Here is a 15,021-nt window from a genome sequence, read left to right on the forward strand (position 1 = left end):
TGATGAATGCCCTGGACTCGACCTCGACGCGCCCCTACCTGATCCGTGCGCTGTACGAATGGTGCACCGACAACGGCTTCACGCCCTACGTGGCCGTGCTGGTGGATGACACCGTGCAGGTACCGCGCGAATACGTGAAGGACGGCGAGATCGTGCTCAACATCAGCTTCGACGCGACCAGCTCGTTGAACCTCGGCAACGAGTTCATCGAGTTCAAGGCGCGTTTTGCCGGCACGGCACGCGAAATCCAGGTACCGGTGAGCCGCGTCATCGCCATCTATGCGCGCGAGAACGGGCAGGGCATGGCCTTTCCCTCGCCAGTGGCTGCGACGTCCAGCGAAGAGCCGACCAAGGCGGCTTTGACCAGCGTGCCCGGTTCGGCGTCACCGGCGGCGGACAAGGATGTCAAGGAGGCGAAGACCGGTCCGAAGGTCGTGCCGCTCGGCCAGGCCGATGAACCGGTTGGGGGTGGCGAGCCTCCGGAGCCGCCGCGTCCCAAAACCTCCGGCCCGCGACCCGCGCTCAAACGCATCAAATAATTCCCGGCCCAGCCGGCCGAATGCAGCCGGCAATTCTGTAAAATCCAGTTTTCCAGGATGTGGAGCGGGGTCGTTCACATCCTCAAAGCCGATTTAGCTCAGTTGGTAGAGCAACCGCCTTGTAAGCGGTAGGTCGTCAGTTCGATTCCGACAATCGGCACCATTTCTTTCCCGTGTCTGTTTCCGCGTGCCTCAGGCGTCCGGTCTGATCTGCACCTTGAGCCGCAGGCTCGTCACCGCCCAGCCTTTCGTGCGCAGGTGCGCCAACAACGCAGGTGCCAGCTGCCTGAGCTTGGCGGCTGCCGCATTGCTGTCGACCAGCAGGCACCATGCATCCCCATCGATCGGGCCGGGCCGGATTGCCTTGCGCAGTGCCGCCGGCAGCAAGCCTTCGATGGCCTTGAGCCGGGCGCTCGAGTCGCGCGTGAGCGCCACCAAATGCGACAAGGCCGGCGAATCGGCCGCGGCCTGCTGCACGGTGAAGGCGTGGTGAGATTTGCGCATGGGTGGTTCGGTCTTTGGTCGGATCGGCGGTGAATGGTGGCCAAGCCGTTGATTATCCGACCCTACCGGCCGCTCGGGCGACAGGAAGTAAAATCATCAGGTTATGGAGGTGCAGGCGCAACCAACGGCTTGATTTATGCCTCCAAAGCCTTAACTGCCTTCAAATGTTTTAGGGATTTCGGCCGCCGCTGCGCCTCCTGGCCAGCGAAGCCTCGCATTCATGAGCACCAACTTCCTCACCAAAATTTTCGGCAGCCGTAATCAGCGACTGTTGAAACAGTACCGCAAAAGCCTCGAGCAAATCAATGCGTTGGAATCCCAGTTCGAGAAGCTGAGCGACGACGAGCTGCGCGGCAAGACCGAGGCTTTCAAAGCCCGCATCGCCGCCGGTGAAACCCTCGATGCGATCCTGCCCGAAGCCTTCGCCACGGTGCGCGAAGGCTCCAAGCGCATCATGAAGATGCGCCATTTCGACGTGCAGATCCTGGGCGGCATGTCGCTGCACAACGGCAAGATCTCCGAAATGCGCACGGGTGAGGGCAAGACGCTCACCGCCACGCTGCCGGTGTACCTGAACGCCCTGTCAGGCAAGGGCGTGCACGTGGTCACGGTGAACGACTACCTTGCCAACCGCGACGCGCAGTGGATGGGCCGGCTCTACAACTTCCTCGGACTGACGGTCGGCATCAACCTGCCGCAGATGCCGCGCGAAGAGAAGCAGGCCGCCTACCAGGCCGACATCACCTACGGCACGAACAACGAATTCGGCTTCGACTACCTGCGCGACAACATGGTCTACGAGGTGCAGGACCGCGTGCAGCGCGGGCTGAACTACGCCATCGTCGACGAGGTGGACTCGATCCTGATCGACGAAGCGCGCACACCGCTGATCATCAGTGGCCAGGCCGAGGACCACACGGCGATGTACATCGCCATCAACCAGGTCGTGCCCCAGCTCAAGCGGCAGGAAGGCGAGGCCGATCCGCGCACCGGCGAAGGCATCATCACGCCGGGCGACTTCACCATCGACGAGAAGTCGCACCAGGTGTTCCTCACCGAAGAGGGCCATGAAAACGCCGAGCGCATCCTCGGCGAGCGCGGTCTGATCCCGCAAGGCACCTCGCTGTACGACCCGGCCAACATCACGCTGGTCCACCATCTCTATGCCGCGCTGCGCGCCAACCATCTCTACCACCGCGACCAGCATTATGTGGTGCAGGACGGCGAGATCGTCATCGTCGACGAATTCACCGGCCGCCTGATGGCAGGGCGCCGCTGGAGCGAGGGCCTGCACCAGGCGGTGGAAGCCAAGGAAGGCGTGGCCATCCAGGCCGAGAACCAGACCCTGGCCTCGATCACCTTCCAGAATTACTTCCGCCTGTACGGCAAGCTTTCGGGCATGACCGGCACGGCCGACACCGAAGCCTACGAATTCCAGGAAATCTACGGCCTGGAAACGGTGGTGATCCCGCCGAACCGCGTGAGCAAACGCGACGACCAGCTCGACCGCGTCTACAAGACCACGCGCGAGAAATACGAAGCCGCGATCAAGGACATCCGCGAGTGCTACGAGCGCGGCCAGCCGGTGCTGGTGGGCACGACCTCGATCGAGAACTCCGAAATCATCGATGCCCTGCTGATCAAGGAAAACCTGCCGCACCAGGTGCTCAACGCCAAGCAACATGCGCGCGAAGCCGACATCGTGGCCCAGGCGGGCCGGCCGAAGATGATCACCATCGCGACCAACATGGCTGGCCGCGGCACCGACATCGTGCTCGGCGGCAACCTCGAGATGGCGATCAAGGCCGTCGAGGCCAACACGTCGCTCGACGAAGCCGCCAAGGCGGCGGAAATCGAACGCGTGCGCGCCCAGTGGAAGGTCGACCACGAAACCGTGACCGGGCTCGGCGGCCTGCGCATCATCGCCACCGAACGCCACGAGTCGCGCCGCATCGACAACCAGCTGCGCGGCCGGTCGGGCCGCCAGGGCGACCCGGGTTCCTCGCGCTTCTACCTGAGCCTGGACGATCCGCTGATGCGCATCTTCGCGGGCGACCGCGTCAAGGCCATCATGGACCGGCTGAAGATGCCCGACGGCGAAGCCATCGAAGCCGGCATCGTGACGCGCAGCATCGAAAGCGCGCAACGCAAGGTGGAAGCTCGCAACTTCGACGTCCGCAAGCAACTGCTCGAGTACGACGACGTCTCCAACGACCAGCGCAAGGTGATCTACCAGCAGCGCAACGAGATTCTCGACGCGGCCGACCTCAGCGCCCAGATTGCCGGCCTGCGCGAAGGCTGCATGACGGACCTGGTGCGCCAATACGTGCCGGCCGATTCGGTGGAAGAGCAATGGGACACGGCCGGCTTGGAGAAGGTGCTGGCCGAGGAATGGCAACTCGAACTGCCGCTGACGAAGGAAGTCGAATCCGCCACCGCCATCACCGACGAAGACCTGGTTGAAAAGGTGGTGAAGGCCGCCGATGCCGCTTTCGATGCCAAGGTCGAACTTGTGGGCGGTGCCAACTTCACGCAGTTCGAACGCATGGTGCTGCTGCAGAGCATCGACACCCATTGGCGCGAACACTTGAGCGCGCTCGACTACCTGCGCCAGGGCATCCACCTGCGCGGTTATGCGCAGAAGCAGCCGAAGCAGGAATACAAGCGCGAAGCCTTCGAACTGTTCGGCCAACTGCTCGACGCCGTGAAGAACGACGTGACCAAGGTGCTGATGACGGTGAAGGTGCAGTCCAGCGAACAGCTGGGCCAGGCGGCCGAAGACATGGAAAACCGCGCCGAGAGCATTTCCAACGTGACCTACACCGCACCCACCGAGAGCGGCGAGGTCGAGACCCGCGTGGACAGCGGCAGCGCGGGCCCGCGCGTGCAGCTTGCCGCGGCCGACGCCATGCCGCGTGTGGGGCGCAACGATCCTTGCCCTTGCGGCAGCGGCAAGAAGTACAAAGCCTGCCACGGCAAGCTGGCCTGAGCGCAGGCGGTTGAAGGAATGAAAAACGGGCCGAGGCCCGTTTTTTTGACATCTGTTTTTCGCATAATCCAACGAAATTTTTGATTGAAAGCCCGCCATGCCCGTTCATCTCTCCGCGCCGAATCCCGCTGACCTGTTTCCCGTCGCCGGCGTGCGGCTGGGCATTGCCGAGGCCGGCGTGCGCAAGGCCAACCGGAAGGATTTGACGGTGGTGCTGCTCGACGAAGGCGCGTCGGTCTCGGGTGTGTTCACGCAAAACCGCTTCTGCGCCGCGCCGGTGCAGATCTGCCGCGACCACCTGGGCTTGGGCCTGGGCATCCGCGCCATGTTGATCAACACCGGCAATGCCAATGCGGGCACGGGCGACGACGGTCTGATGCGTGCGCGTTCGACCTGCATCGCACTCGCACGCCATCTGAACATCGCGCCCGAGCAGATCCTGCCGTTCTCCACCGGTGTGATCATGGAGCCGCTGCCGACCGACCGCATCGAGGCCGGCCTGACCGCCGCGCTGGCCGATGCACAGGAAAACCATTGGGCGCGTGCGGCCGAGGCCATCATGACCACCGACACCGTGCCCAAGGCGTTCAGTGCACAGGTACAGCTCGGCGGTGCCACGGTCAGCATCACCGGCATCAGCAAGGGCGCGGGCATGATCCGGCCGAACATGGCGACCATGCTCGGCTTCATGGCCACCGATGCCAATATCGACCAGGCGTTGATGGCGCAACTCGCCAAGGACTTGGCCGACGCCTCGTTCAACCGCGTCACGATCGACGGCGACACCTCGACCAACGATTCCTTCGTGGTCATCGCCAGCAACAAGGCGGCGCATGCGCCCATCACCTCGTTCGACAGCGAAGACGGGCGTGCGCTGAAGGCCGCGATGCTGTCGGTGGCGCAGAAGCTCGCCCAGGCCATCGTGCGCGACGGCGAGGGCGCGACCAAGTTCATCACGATCCGCGTCGAAGGCGGCCAGACCGGCGAGGAATGCCGCAAGGTGGCCTATGCCATCGCGCACTCGCCGCTGGTCAAGACCGCGTTCTTCGCCAGCGACCCGAACCTCGGCCGCATCCTGGCGGCGGTGGGTTATGCCGGCATCGACGATCTCGACCAGACCCTGATCGACCTCTACCTCGACGACGTGCACGTGGCCGTGAAGGGCGGGCGCAACCCGGCCTACCGCGAGGAAGATGGCCAGCGCGTGATGAAGCAAAGCGAGATCACGGTGCGTGTCGTGCTGGGCCGCGGCGCCGTGGCCGACACGGTCTGGACCTGCGACCTGAGCCACGACTACGTGACCATCAACGCGGATTACAGGTCTTAAGGCTCACCCCCAGGTTGCGCACTTCGTGTCGCGCCCACCCCCTTGCAGGGGGCAACACCGACGGCCCGGCAAAGCCGGTTCCGTGGTGTTCCTGGAATAGGACAGCGTCTTCGTCAAGCGAACCGGTGTGTATGAAATCGAGACAAAGCCATGAACGAGAAATTTGAAAAACTCATCAACCGTGCCGAACAGCTGCTGCAGCGCATCGAAAGCATCCTGCCGCAGCCGCTGAGCGCGCCCGACTGGAACGCTTCCATCGCCTACCGCTACCGCAAGCGCAGCTCGGGCCACGGCAGCCTGGAGCCGGTGCGGCACGTGGGTGCGATCGCGCTCGCCGACCTGCAGGAGATCGACGGCCAGAAGGAAAAGATCCAGCGCAACACCTTGCAGTTCGTCGAGGGCAAGCCGGCCAACAACGTGCTGCTCACCGGTGCGCGCGGGACCGGCAAGTCTTCGCTGATCAAGGCCTGCCTGAACGCCTATGCGGCCCGGGGCCTGCGCCTGATCGAGGTCGACAAGGCCGATCTGGTGGACCTGCCCGACATCATCGACGTGGTGGCCGCCCGTCCCGAGAAGTTCATGATCTTCTGCGACGACCTGAGCTTCGAGGACGGCGAGCCGGGCTACAAGGCGCTGAAGTCCATCCTCGACGGCTCGGTGTCGGCCGCGTCGCCCAACGTGCTGATCTACGCGACCAGCAACCGGCGCCACCTGCTGCCCGAATACATGAAGGAGAACCTCACCTACACCCATACCGAGGATGGCGAGGTCCATCCCGGCGAGGTGGTGGAAGAGAAGATCTCGCTGTCGGAGCGTTTCGGCCTGTGGGTGAGCTTCTACCCGTTCTCGCAGGACGAATACCTGGCCATCGTGGCGCAGTGGCTGCGCTCCTTCGGTGTGACGGATGAGGCCATCGCGGCGGCGCGCCAGCTCTCGCTGGTCTGGGCGCTCGAACGTGGGTCGCGCAGCGGCCGTGTCGCCTACCAGTTCGCACGGGACTACGCGGGTCAACATACGACGGCAGCATGACCTCGACGCCATTGGTGGCTGACGGTGACCGACCACGCGAAGGCGGTGCCGACCGCGCCGTGGTCGACGTCGCCGTGGGCGTGTTGATCCGGCCCGACGGCCGCTTCCTGGTCACTTCGCGGCCCGAGGGCAAGGTCTACGCGGGTTATTGGGAATTTCCGGGCGGCAAGCTCGAAGCCGGGGAAACGGTGGAACAGGCGCTGCGCCGCGAATTGCACGAGGAACTCGGTATCGCCATCGGCGCGGCCGAGCCGTGGAAAGTCGAACTCGTCGATTACCCGCACGCGCTGGTGCGGCTCAACTTCTGCAAGGTTTTCGACTGGACCGGCGAGCTGCAGATGCGCGAAGCGCAAAGTTTCGCCTGGCAGGGCCTGCCGCTGGATGTAGGCCCGGTGTTGCCCGGCACGGTGCCGGTGCTGGGTTGGCTGGCGGCAGAACGCGGTTTCGAGGGTGCTACGTTTTCGGTAGCTTAAGTCGCAGGCCTAATCTGCGTTAGGGCCCGATTCGCTTGCTACTGCAGCTTGGCGTCGCCGTAGACCTGGTCTTCGGGGGGCGCCTCCGCGGGCACGGCGAAACTTTCGCTGGCCCAGGCCCCAAGGTCGATGTTCTTGCAGCGTTCGCTGCAGAACGGCCGGAAACGGTTGCTGGCCGCGTACAGGCTGTCGCCCTTGCAGGTGGGGCAGGGCACCCAGCGCTGCGCCACCACGGGCGCCTGGGCTGGCTTCTGATCGTCTTCCATCTCGATACCTTTAACGGCTACGCGCAAAGCGCGAGTTCGAAAGCCGCATCCTCGGTGGCGGGATGCAGGCGGTCGTCGGCTTCATGGCGCATCAGCCGCACCGAAACCATCAGACGATTGCCGCTGATCTCCGGGATCAGGCCAAGCGTGTCGTCGATGCGCAGGCGCAGCAACTGGTAGGTGCGGCCTTGCGGCAGGTTCTGCTGGAACTGCCCCGCCAGCGCCATGACCTTCTGCGGGGCGCCGGAATCGCGCAGCATCTTCAGCAGGTGATGGATGGATTCGGCCAGCGGCGCCAGCGACGTGGCCCAGGTCTCCACCGCATGGCGGCGTTCCGCCGCGGGCTTGTGCTGCCAGGCGTAGTAGGCCGGCAGGTCGAATTCGCAGGTGCCGCCTGGGATGCCGATGCGGCTGCGCAGGCCCATCAGCCAGTCGTTTTCGGTGAGGTCGTGGCCCGCCTTGCCCGCTTGCTGGTGCAACGCGGTAAAACAGCGGTCGAGCTGGTGGATGACCTCGTCGAGCCGGTCCTCGGCGATCGAGGGGTTGCCGCGGTAGCCGTTGAGCACCGCCTTCTGCTTCTCCAGGTCTTTCAGCACTTCCGACTTCAGGTCGGCCCGCGCGGCCACATCCATGACCTCGAAGATCGTGGCCAGCGCGTAGTGGTGGTCGAGCGGATGCTCCCGCGGCACCAGTTCACCGAGCCGCCGGAACAAATGCTCCAGCCGCAGATAGGTTCGGATGCGTTCGTTAAAGGGGTATTCGTAGAGGATCACGCGGCATTTTTTCCAGTGGCGGGCATCATAGCCCGAAGTGTGCACCGATCTGTTCCACCTCGGCCCGCAGTTGGTCCAGTGAACAGCCGTCATTGAACACGACGATGTCGGCGGCAGCGCGGCGCCGGGCGCGGCTGGCCTGGGCGGCAACGATTTTCTGCGCCATCCCGGCGGCCATCCCGCTGCGTGCAACCACACGGCTGACCTGGGTTTCCTCGCGGCAATCGACGACCAGCACCCGGTCCAGCTGCGACGGCCAGCGTTTCGATTCGACGAGCAGGGGGATGTCGAACACGCAGCAGCGCACGCCGGCCAGGTCGGCGGCGCTGGCCTGTGCGGCGATCTCCGCGCCGACCAGCGGATGCACGATGGCCTCCAGGCGCTGCTTGGCCTCGGGGTCGCCAAAGGCCAGCGTGCGCATCTGCTCGCGGTCGAGCGCACCTGCTGGCGTGATGAAGTCCGGGCCGAACGTCGCCAGGATCGCCGGCATCGCCGCGCCGCCGGCGGCCGTGCAGGCGCGGGCGATGGCATCGGCATCGACGATGCGGGCGCCGCGTGCTTCGAGCATGTGGGCCACCGTGCTCTTGCCGCTGCCGATGCCGCCGGTGAGGCCGAGCCGGATCATCGTTGCGATCTTTCTAAAGGCCGACGAAACGCAGGATCGCCTCGGGCCCGAAGAACATCGCCGTCAGGCCCGCACCGGCTAGAAACGGGCCGAACGGCACATAACCGCCTTCGCGAAGTTTGCTGTTGATCTTCAGCGCGATGCCGACGATGGCGCCGATCACCGAGGCCATGAGGATGATCGGCACCAGCGCCTGCCAGCCGAACCAGGCGCCCAGGCCGGCGAACAGCTTGAAGTCGCCGAAACCCATGCCTTCCTTGCCGGTCAGCAGCTTGAAGGCCCAGTAGATGGTCCACAGCGACATGTAGCCCGCCACCGCGCCCCACAGCGAGGCCGCAAGCGGCGTCGAAGTCCATTGCAGCGCGGCCGCGATCAGGCCGGCCCACAGCAGCGGCAGCGTGATGTCGTCGGGCAGCAGGGTGGTGTCCCAGTCGATCAGCGCCAACGTCAGGAGCGCCGCGGCAAAGCCGCACCAGGCCAGGCCCGTGGGGTTGATGCCCCAGCGCGCGAAACAGAAGAAGAACAGCGCGCCGGTGACGAGTTCGACGATGGGGTAGCGCGCGCTGATCGGCGCCTGGCAGGCCGAGCAACGCCCGCGCAGGGCGAGGTAGCTCAGCACCGGGATGTTCTCGTACCAGCGGATCTGGTGGCCGCAGTGCGGGCAGCGCGAGCCCGGCCGCATCAGGTTCAGCGGCTTTTCGGCGGCAAGATTTTCTGTGGTGGCCGTGCCCGCCATCTCGGCCGCTTCCTGCGCCCACTGGCGTTCCATCATCAGCGGCAGGCGGTGGATCACCACGTTGAGGAAGCTGCCGAGCAACAGGCCCAGGACGCCGCCGAGCGCGGCATCGAGCCACGACAGGTTCTGCAGGGAACTCACCAGCATAGGAGGCGCATCCGTTCTTTTGAAACCGGCATTTTGGCCGACAAACGTGCACAGGCAACGATCGCAAGTGCCATGTTCCGCAAATTCACGGGCCCGGCATCCAGGCGGTAGGATGGCGCCGGCTTCATCTCCTCTTCCAACATACGCAGAGACATCCGCATGACCAAGACCATCGATTACTACTTTCCGCCGCAGTCGCCGTTTGCCTACCTGGGGCATGCGCGGTTCGCCGAGCTTGTCGCGCGCCTGGGCTGCGAGGTGCGCGTCAGGCCCTGCGACATGGGCGAGGTGTTCAAGCAGTCCGGCGGTCTGCCCCTGGGCCAGCGGGCGCCGCAACGGCAGGCGTACCGGCTGGTGGAACTCGCGCGCTGGCGCGATTTCCTCGGCCTACCGATGAACACCCAGCCCGCGTTTTTCCCGGTGGCGGCGGATCCTGCCTCTAAGCTGATCATCGCGGCCGACCTGGACCACGGCTCCGCCGCCGCGATGACGGTCGCCGGAGCGGTGTTCAGTGCCGTCTGGGCCGAGCAAAAGAACATCGCCGACGTGCAGACGCTGGCCGATCTGGCCACCGCGTCCGGTCTCGACGGCCGGTTGCTGGTGGAGCGCTCGCAGTCGCCCGAGGTGGCGGCACAGTACCAGGCCCATACCCGCGCCGCGCTCGACGCGGGCGTGTTCGGTGCGCCCTGGTTCGTGTTCGAAGGCCAGGGTTACTGGGGCCAGGACCGCCTCGACTTCCTGGAGCGCGCGATAACGAAGGCGGCAGCATGATTGAGCTTTACGCCTGGAACACACCCAATGCGCGCAAGATCAGCGTGGCGCTGGAGGAAATGGGCCTGGCCTACCGTGTCGTGCCGGTCGACATCACGAAGAACGAGCAGTTCGCGCCGGCGTTCCTGGCCATCGCGCCGAACAACAAGATCCCGGCCATCGTCGATTCGGATGGGCCGGGCGGCAGCCCGATCGGCATCTTCGAGTCGGGGGCCATCCTGCTGTACCTGGCGGAGAAAACCGGCCTGTTCCTGCCCGAGGGCCTGCGCGAGCGCACGCAGGTGCTGCAGTGGCTGATGTGGCAGGTCGGCGGCTTCGGGCCGATGCCGGGGCAGGTCCACCATTTCGTGGCGCTGGCCGACGAGAGCGATCGCGCCTACGGCCTGGCCCGGTTCAGCCAGGAGACGCAGCGCCTGTACGGCGTGCTTGACCGGCGCTTGGCGCAGTCGGAATTCGTCGCTGGTCCCGAACTGACGATCGCCGACTTCGCCATCCTCGGCTGGGCCTGGCGACATGAGCGCCACCGTATCGATCTCGCCGATTACCCGCATGTCGGCCGCTGGTACCACGGCCTGTTCGAGCGGCCGGGCGTGCGCCGCGGCTTCGATGTCGCGCTGACCTAGCGCGGGCCGGGCCGGATCAGACCACCTGGCCGAGCTTGAAGATCGGCAGGTACATCGACACCACGATGCCGCCAATCAAGGTGCCGAGGAACACGATGATGATCGGCTCCATCAGGCTCGACAGGCCGGCCACCATGTCGTCGACCTCGGCTTCGTAGAAGTCGGCGGCCTTGCCGAGCATGTGGTCGATCGAGCCGGATTCCTCGCCGATCGAGCACATCTGCAGCACCATCGACGGGAAGATGTTGGCGTTGGTCATAGCGGCGGTGAGGCTGGTGCCGGTGGAGACCTGCTGCTGGATCTTCTCGGTGGCGATGGCGAACACCGAATTGCCCGACGCGCCGCCCACCGAGTCGAGCGCCTCGACCAGCGGCACGCCGGCCGCGAACATGGTCGACAGGGTGCGCGTCCAGCGGGCGATGCAGGATTTCTCGATCAGCGCGCCGAAGACAGGCACCTTGAGCAGCAGCCGGTCCATGAACATCTGCATCTTCTCGTTGCGCTTCCAGGCCTGCATGAAGAAGTAGAACGCGCCGAAGATGCCGCCGAAGATCAGCCACCAGTAGGCGACGAAGACCTCGCTGATGGCGATCACCAGGAGCGTGGGCGCGGGCAGGTCGGCCCCGAAGCTGCTGAACACCTCCTTGAATGCCGGGATCACGAAGATCATGATCACCGCCACCACGACGAAAGCCACCACGATGACCGAGGCCGGATACATCAGCGCCGACTTGATCTTCGACTTGATGGCCTCGGTCTTCTCCATGTAGACCGCGAGCCGGTCGAGCAGCGACTCCAGGATACCCGCGGCCTCGCCGGCTTCCACGAGGTTGCAGTAAAGGCTGTTGAAGTACATCGGGAACTTGCGGAACGCGCCGCTGAGCGAGCTGCCGGTTTCCACGTCGGAGCGGATGTCGTTGAGCAGCTTGGTCACGCTGGCGTTGGTGTTGCCGCGGCCCACGATGTCGAAGGCCTGCAGCAGCGGCACGCCGGCCTTCATCATCGTCGCCAGCTGGCGCGTGAAGATGGCGATGTCCTTGGGCTTGATGGCCTTGCCCGAGCGCATGCGGCGCTTCTTGATCTTCGTGGGGAACACACCCTGGCGGCGCAGCGTGGCCTGGACCTGGTTTTCGCCCACGGCACGGGTTTCGCCGCGCACCTGTTTGCCATTGCGGTCCTTGCCTTCCCACTCGAAGACAAATTCCTTGATGTCTCTGGACGCTGCTGTTGCCATGGGTAACCTTGGTGGATCTCTCTTTTACTCGTTGCTCACCGCGAGCACTTCTTCCAGCGAGGTCAGTCCCAGCTTGGCCTTGTACAGGCCGGCCTGGCGCAGCGAGCGCACGCCTTCGCGCTTGGCCTGGGCGGCGATCTCCGGCGCATTGCCGTCCCGCAGGATGATGCGCTGGATTTCCTCGGAGATCGGCATCACCTGGTAGATGCCGACACGGCCCTTGTAGCCGTTGTTGCAGGCCGAGCAGCCGACCGGGCCGTAGGTCTGCCAGCTGCCGTCGAGTTCTTCTTCCTCGTAGCCGGCTTCGAGCAGCGTCTTGTTCGGGATGTCCAGCGGCGTCTTGCACTGCGGACAGAGGCGCCGCGCCAGCCGCTGCGCGGTGATCAGGATCACGCTGGAGGCGATGTTGAACGGCGCGATGCCCATGTTGCGCATGCGGGTGAGGGTGGTCGGCGCGTCGTTGGTGTGCAGCGTGGACAGCACCAGGTGGCCGGTCTGCGCGGCCTTGATCGAGATGTCAGCGGTTTCCAGGTCGCGGATTTCGCCGACCATGATGATGTCTGGATCCTGTCGCAGGAAGGACTTGAGCGCCACGGCGAAGGTCAGTCCGGCCTTCTCGTTCACGTTCACCTGGTTCACGCCGGGCAGGTTGATTTCCGACGGGTCTTCGGCGGTGGCGATGTTCACGCCCGGCTTGTTCAAGAGGTTCAGGCAGGTGTAGAGCGACACGGTCTTGCCCGAGCCGGTGGGCCCGGTCACCAGGATCATGCCGTAGGGCCGGCCGATGGCATGCATCAGCCGCGCCTTTTCCTCGGGTTCGTAGCCGAGCGCGTCGATGCCGAGCTTGGCGCTGCTCGGGTCCAGGATCCGGATCACGATCTTCTCGCCGAACAGCGTGGGCAGGGTGCTCACGCGGAAGTCGATCACGCGGTCGGGGCCGACCTTGAGCTTCATCTTGCCGTCCTGCGGCACGCGTTTCTCGGAGATGTCCAGCCGCGAGATGACCTTGATGCGCGAGGCCAGCTTTTCCTTGATGGCCACCGGCGGCGAGGCGATCTCGCGCAGTTCGCCGTCGATGCGGAAGCGCACGCGGTAGTTGTGTTCGTAGGGCTCGAAGTGCAGGTCGGAGGCGCGCATGCCGAACGCGTCGAGCAGCATCTTGTGCAGGAACTTCACCACCGGCGCGTCTTCGACCTCGGAGGTGTTCACCTCGGCCACGTCGGCGGCCGCAGAGATCACGCTGTCCTCGAAATCGAAATCGCCGCCGCCGACCAGGCCTTCCATGGCCTCGTTGGCCGATACCGCGCTGGCATCGACCAGCTTGGAGAGCTTGTCGTATTCGGCAATGATCCAGTCCACGCCCATCTGGGTGGAGAACTTGATCTTCTCGGCAGCCTCCTGGTCGGACGGGTCGGCCGTGGCGACGATCAGCCGGTTGTTGCGCTTGCTCAGCACCACCACGCGGTAGGCCTGGCAGATCTTGGCGTCGAGCAGGTCCTTGGGCAGGCGCTGCAGGTCGATGGCCTCGATGTCCAGCAGCGGTGCCGCGAACGCGGTGGACATGGTGTGCGCCAGATCGTAGGCCGACACGGCACCCGAGCCGACCAGTTCGGCAATGAAGCTGGTGCGGCCGGTCTGCGCCTTGCGGTAGATGTCTTCCGCCGCTTTTTGACCGAGCTTGCCGGCCAGTATCAGTGCGCGGCCGAGCCCTGGCAGCGCGACCGTGGGGGCGTCCTGTTTAAACGAATCGACTGCGGCCATAAGCCCAAAATGTAGCAGGTAGCATAAAGTTACCGAATCATCCTTGATTCAGGATGGGGTGTAAATAAAACTGTGTACCGCCCTAGTTTGCACCCACACCCGGTTGCGCGTCCATGAAGGCCTGCAACTCCTGTGGCAACGGCGCATCAAGCGCCATCGGTTCGCCCGTGCCGGGATGGTTCAGCGTCAGATGCCAGGCATGCAGGAACATGCGTTTGAGGCCTTGTTTCTGCAACGCCTTGTTCAGCTCGAAATCGCCATATTTGTCGTCGCCCACGATGCCGTGGCCTTCGCTGGCCAGGTGCACGCGGATCTGGTGCGTGCGGCCGGTCTTGATCGTCACCTCGAGCAGGCTGTAGCCGGCCAGCTTTTGCCGCACCTTCACCAGGCTCAGCGAGCGCATGCCGTCCGGGTCGTCCCTGGCGACCACCTTCACGCGCCGCTCGCCGTCGGGCAGCAGGTATTTGTGCAACGGCTTGTCGAGCACCTTCTTGTTGGCCGGCCAGGCGCCCTGCACCAGGGCCAGGTAGGTCTTGCCGGTTTCGCGTTCGCGGAACTGGTCCTGCAACCGGGTGAGCGCGCTGCGCTTCTTGGCGATCAGCAGGATGCCCGAGGTCTCTCGGTCCAGCCGGTGCACCAGTTCCAGGAACTTCGCGCCCGGCCGCGCGATGCGCAGCTGCTCGATCACTCCGAAACTCACGCCGCTGCCGCCGTGCACCGCCACGCCGGCGGGCTTATCGATGGCCAGCAGGTGGTCGTCTTCGAAGATCACTGGGAATTCGCGTGCCGGCGCGGCGTGCACCGCCTCGGCCATGGCCTCGGCCTTTTCGGTGGCGCGTTCGGAGGTGCGCACCGGCGGCAGCCGCACCACATCGCCTTCGGCCAGCCGTGTGTCGGCGGCCGCGCGCCCCTTGTTGATGCGCACCTCGCCGCTGCGGATGATGCGGTAGACGTGCGTTTTCGGCACCCCTTTGAGGTGGCGCATGAGGAAGTTGTCCAGCCGCTGACCGGCGCCATCTTCATCAACTGTTACCAATTTGACTTCAGGCGCGAGAGGGGGCTTGTTAGCACCTATAATGTTTTTCACCAGCGTAGTGTCGTAAGTGCTTGATTAATCACAAGTTTAGAGCACCCAAGCGATTTCGCTGCGAAGTCGATGCCTCCCGAGGCGTTTTCCTGCAAACCAAGCGACCCTGGCGCTGGTGGCAGGAAGCGGTTGCGGGT

At 64.7% G+C, this 15,021-nt stretch carries 15 protein-coding genes and 1 tRNA gene; 8 read left to right on the top strand and 8 right to left on the bottom strand.

The features are described from left to right. The first annotated feature begins 2 nt into the window (after positions 1 to 2). On the top strand, positions 3 to 539 hold the full coding sequence (locus tag RD110_RS06790) for a ClpXP protease specificity-enhancing factor (RefSeq protein WP_204250067.1): 537 nt from the start codon (positions 3 to 5) through the stop codon (positions 537 to 539). Positions 540 to 626: 87 nt separating this feature from the next. Then, positions 627 to 702 (top strand) — tRNA-Thr (locus RD110_RS06795). A 29-nt stretch (positions 703 to 731) separates the two neighbouring features. Here the strand turns inward: RD110_RS06795 and RD110_RS06800 are convergent. Next, entirely contained in the window at positions 732 to 1,043 is a 312-nt protein-coding gene (locus RD110_RS06800) for a DciA family protein (protein ID WP_076197896.1), read from the bottom strand. Between the two features lie 220 nt (positions 1,044 to 1,263). Here RD110_RS06800 and secA point away from each other — a divergent pair, with 220 nt between their 5' ends. From secA to RD110_RS06820, 4 genes are all read left to right on the top strand, one after another. Then, positions 1,264 to 4,032, top strand: a complete 2,769-nt coding sequence (gene secA, locus RD110_RS06805) for a preprotein translocase subunit SecA (protein WP_076197898.1) — start codon at positions 1,264 to 1,266, stop codon at positions 4,030 to 4,032. Positions 4,033 to 4,129: 97 nt separating this feature from the next. Then, a complete protein-coding gene (argJ, locus tag RD110_RS06810; RefSeq protein WP_076197900.1) occupies positions 4,130 to 5,359 on the top strand; it encodes a bifunctional glutamate N-acetyltransferase/amino-acid acetyltransferase ArgJ in 1,230 nt (409 codons plus the stop codon). A 150-nt stretch (positions 5,360 to 5,509) separates the two neighbouring features. Then, the gene (locus RD110_RS06815; protein ID WP_076197902.1) at positions 5,510 to 6,388 is read left to right on the top strand and encodes an ATP-binding protein; all 879 of its coding nucleotides are present in this window, start codon (positions 5,510 to 5,512) and stop codon (positions 6,386 to 6,388) included. Continuing rightward, positions 6,385 to 6,861, top strand: coding sequence for an NUDIX domain-containing protein (locus RD110_RS06820; RefSeq protein WP_076197904.1), 477 nt, complete (start codon positions 6,385 to 6,387; stop codon positions 6,859 to 6,861). Before RD110_RS06815 ends, RD110_RS06820 begins: the two co-directional genes overlap by 4 nt. A gap of 38 nt (positions 6,862 to 6,899) precedes the next feature. On the opposite strand, the gene RD110_RS06825 is transcribed toward RD110_RS06820, so the two are convergent. The 4 genes from RD110_RS06825 to RD110_RS06840 are packed head-to-tail and all read right to left on the bottom strand — an operon-like array spanning position 6,900 to position 9,408. Then, a complete protein-coding gene (locus RD110_RS06825; RefSeq protein ID WP_076197906.1) occupies positions 6,900 to 7,127 on the bottom strand; it encodes a DNA gyrase inhibitor YacG in 228 nt (75 codons plus the stop codon). 17 nt (positions 7,128 to 7,144) lie between these two features. Continuing rightward, complete coding sequence (gene zapD, locus RD110_RS06830) at positions 7,145 to 7,900, bottom strand: cell division protein ZapD (protein WP_076197907.1); 756 nt, start codon at positions 7,898 to 7,900, stop codon at positions 7,145 to 7,147. Positions 7,901 to 7,925: 25 nt separating this feature from the next. Beyond that, complete coding sequence (gene coaE / locus RD110_RS06835; protein WP_076197909.1) at positions 7,926 to 8,525, bottom strand: dephospho-CoA kinase; 600 nt, start codon at positions 8,523 to 8,525, stop codon at positions 7,926 to 7,928. A gap of 13 nt (positions 8,526 to 8,538) precedes the next feature. Then, positions 8,539 to 9,408, bottom strand: coding sequence for a prepilin peptidase (locus RD110_RS06840; protein WP_076197911.1), 870 nt, complete (start codon positions 9,406 to 9,408; stop codon positions 8,539 to 8,541). A 159-nt stretch (positions 9,409 to 9,567) separates the two neighbouring features. Between RD110_RS06840 and RD110_RS06845 the strand changes: the two genes are divergently transcribed. After that, positions 9,568 to 10,179: a 2-hydroxychromene-2-carboxylate isomerase gene (locus RD110_RS06845; RefSeq protein ID WP_076197913.1), complete on the top strand. Its 612-nt coding sequence runs from the start codon at positions 9,568 to 9,570 to the stop codon at positions 10,177 to 10,179. Next, a complete protein-coding gene (locus tag RD110_RS06850; RefSeq protein WP_076197915.1) occupies positions 10,176 to 10,802 on the top strand; it encodes a glutathione binding-like protein in 627 nt (208 codons plus the stop codon). Before RD110_RS06845 ends, RD110_RS06850 begins: the two co-directional genes overlap by 4 nt. Before the next feature lie 16 nt (positions 10,803 to 10,818). Here RD110_RS06850 and RD110_RS06855 read toward each other — a convergent pair whose 3' ends face one another. The 3 genes from RD110_RS06855 to RD110_RS06865 all read right to left on the bottom strand — a co-directional run bounded on the left by RD110_RS06855 (position 10,819) and on the right by RD110_RS06865 (position 14,884). Then, complete coding sequence (locus RD110_RS06855) at positions 10,819 to 12,036, bottom strand: type II secretion system F family protein (protein WP_076197917.1); 1,218 nt, start codon at positions 12,034 to 12,036, stop codon at positions 10,819 to 10,821. A gap of 24 nt (positions 12,037 to 12,060) precedes the next feature. Then, positions 12,061 to 13,797, bottom strand: coding sequence for a type IV-A pilus assembly ATPase PilB (pilB, locus tag RD110_RS06860; RefSeq protein WP_076197919.1), 1,737 nt, complete (start codon positions 13,795 to 13,797; stop codon positions 12,061 to 12,063). A gap of 82 nt (positions 13,798 to 13,879) precedes the next feature. Next, a complete protein-coding gene (locus RD110_RS06865) occupies positions 13,880 to 14,884 on the bottom strand; it encodes an RluA family pseudouridine synthase (protein ID WP_076197921.1) in 1,005 nt (334 codons plus the stop codon). Between the last annotated feature and the right edge of the window lie 137 nt (positions 14,885 to 15,021).

The organism is Rhodoferax koreense, assembly GCF_001955695.1.
Lineage (GTDB): Bacteria > Pseudomonadota > Gammaproteobacteria > Burkholderiales > Burkholderiaceae_C > Rhodoferax_B > Rhodoferax_B koreensis.

Coding starts and splice junctions, on each gene's coding strand:
- RD110_RS06790 (WP_204250067.1), top strand. CDS start 3: ATGAATGCCCTGGACTCGACCTCGACGCGCCCCTACCTGATCCGTGCG.
- RD110_RS06800 (WP_076197896.1), bottom strand. CDS start 1,043: ATGCGCAAATCTCACCACGCCTTCACCGTGCAGCAGGCCGCGGCCGAT.
- secA (WP_076197898.1), top strand. CDS start 1,264: ATGAGCACCAACTTCCTCACCAAAATTTTCGGCAGCCGTAATCAGCGA.
- argJ (WP_076197900.1), top strand. CDS start 4,130: ATGCCCGTTCATCTCTCCGCGCCGAATCCCGCTGACCTGTTTCCCGTC.
- RD110_RS06815 (WP_076197902.1), top strand. CDS start 5,510: ATGAACGAGAAATTTGAAAAACTCATCAACCGTGCCGAACAGCTGCTG.
- RD110_RS06820 (WP_076197904.1), top strand. CDS start 6,385: ATGACCTCGACGCCATTGGTGGCTGACGGTGACCGACCACGCGAAGGC.
- RD110_RS06825 (WP_076197906.1), bottom strand. CDS start 7,127: ATGGAAGACGATCAGAAGCCAGCCCAGGCGCCCGTGGTGGCGCAGCGC.
- coaE (WP_076197909.1), bottom strand. CDS start 8,525: ATGATCCGGCTCGGCCTCACCGGCGGCATCGGCAGCGGCAAGAGCACG.
- RD110_RS06840 (WP_076197911.1), bottom strand. CDS start 9,408: ATGCTGGTGAGTTCCCTGCAGAACCTGTCGTGGCTCGATGCCGCGCTC.
- RD110_RS06845 (WP_076197913.1), top strand. CDS start 9,568: ATGACCAAGACCATCGATTACTACTTTCCGCCGCAGTCGCCGTTTGCC.
- RD110_RS06850 (WP_076197915.1), top strand. CDS start 10,176: ATGATTGAGCTTTACGCCTGGAACACACCCAATGCGCGCAAGATCAGC.
- RD110_RS06855 (WP_076197917.1), bottom strand. CDS start 12,036: ATGGCAACAGCAGCGTCCAGAGACATCAAGGAATTTGTCTTCGAGTGG.
- pilB (WP_076197919.1), bottom strand. CDS start 13,797: ATGGCCGCAGTCGATTCGTTTAAACAGGACGCCCCCACGGTCGCGCTG.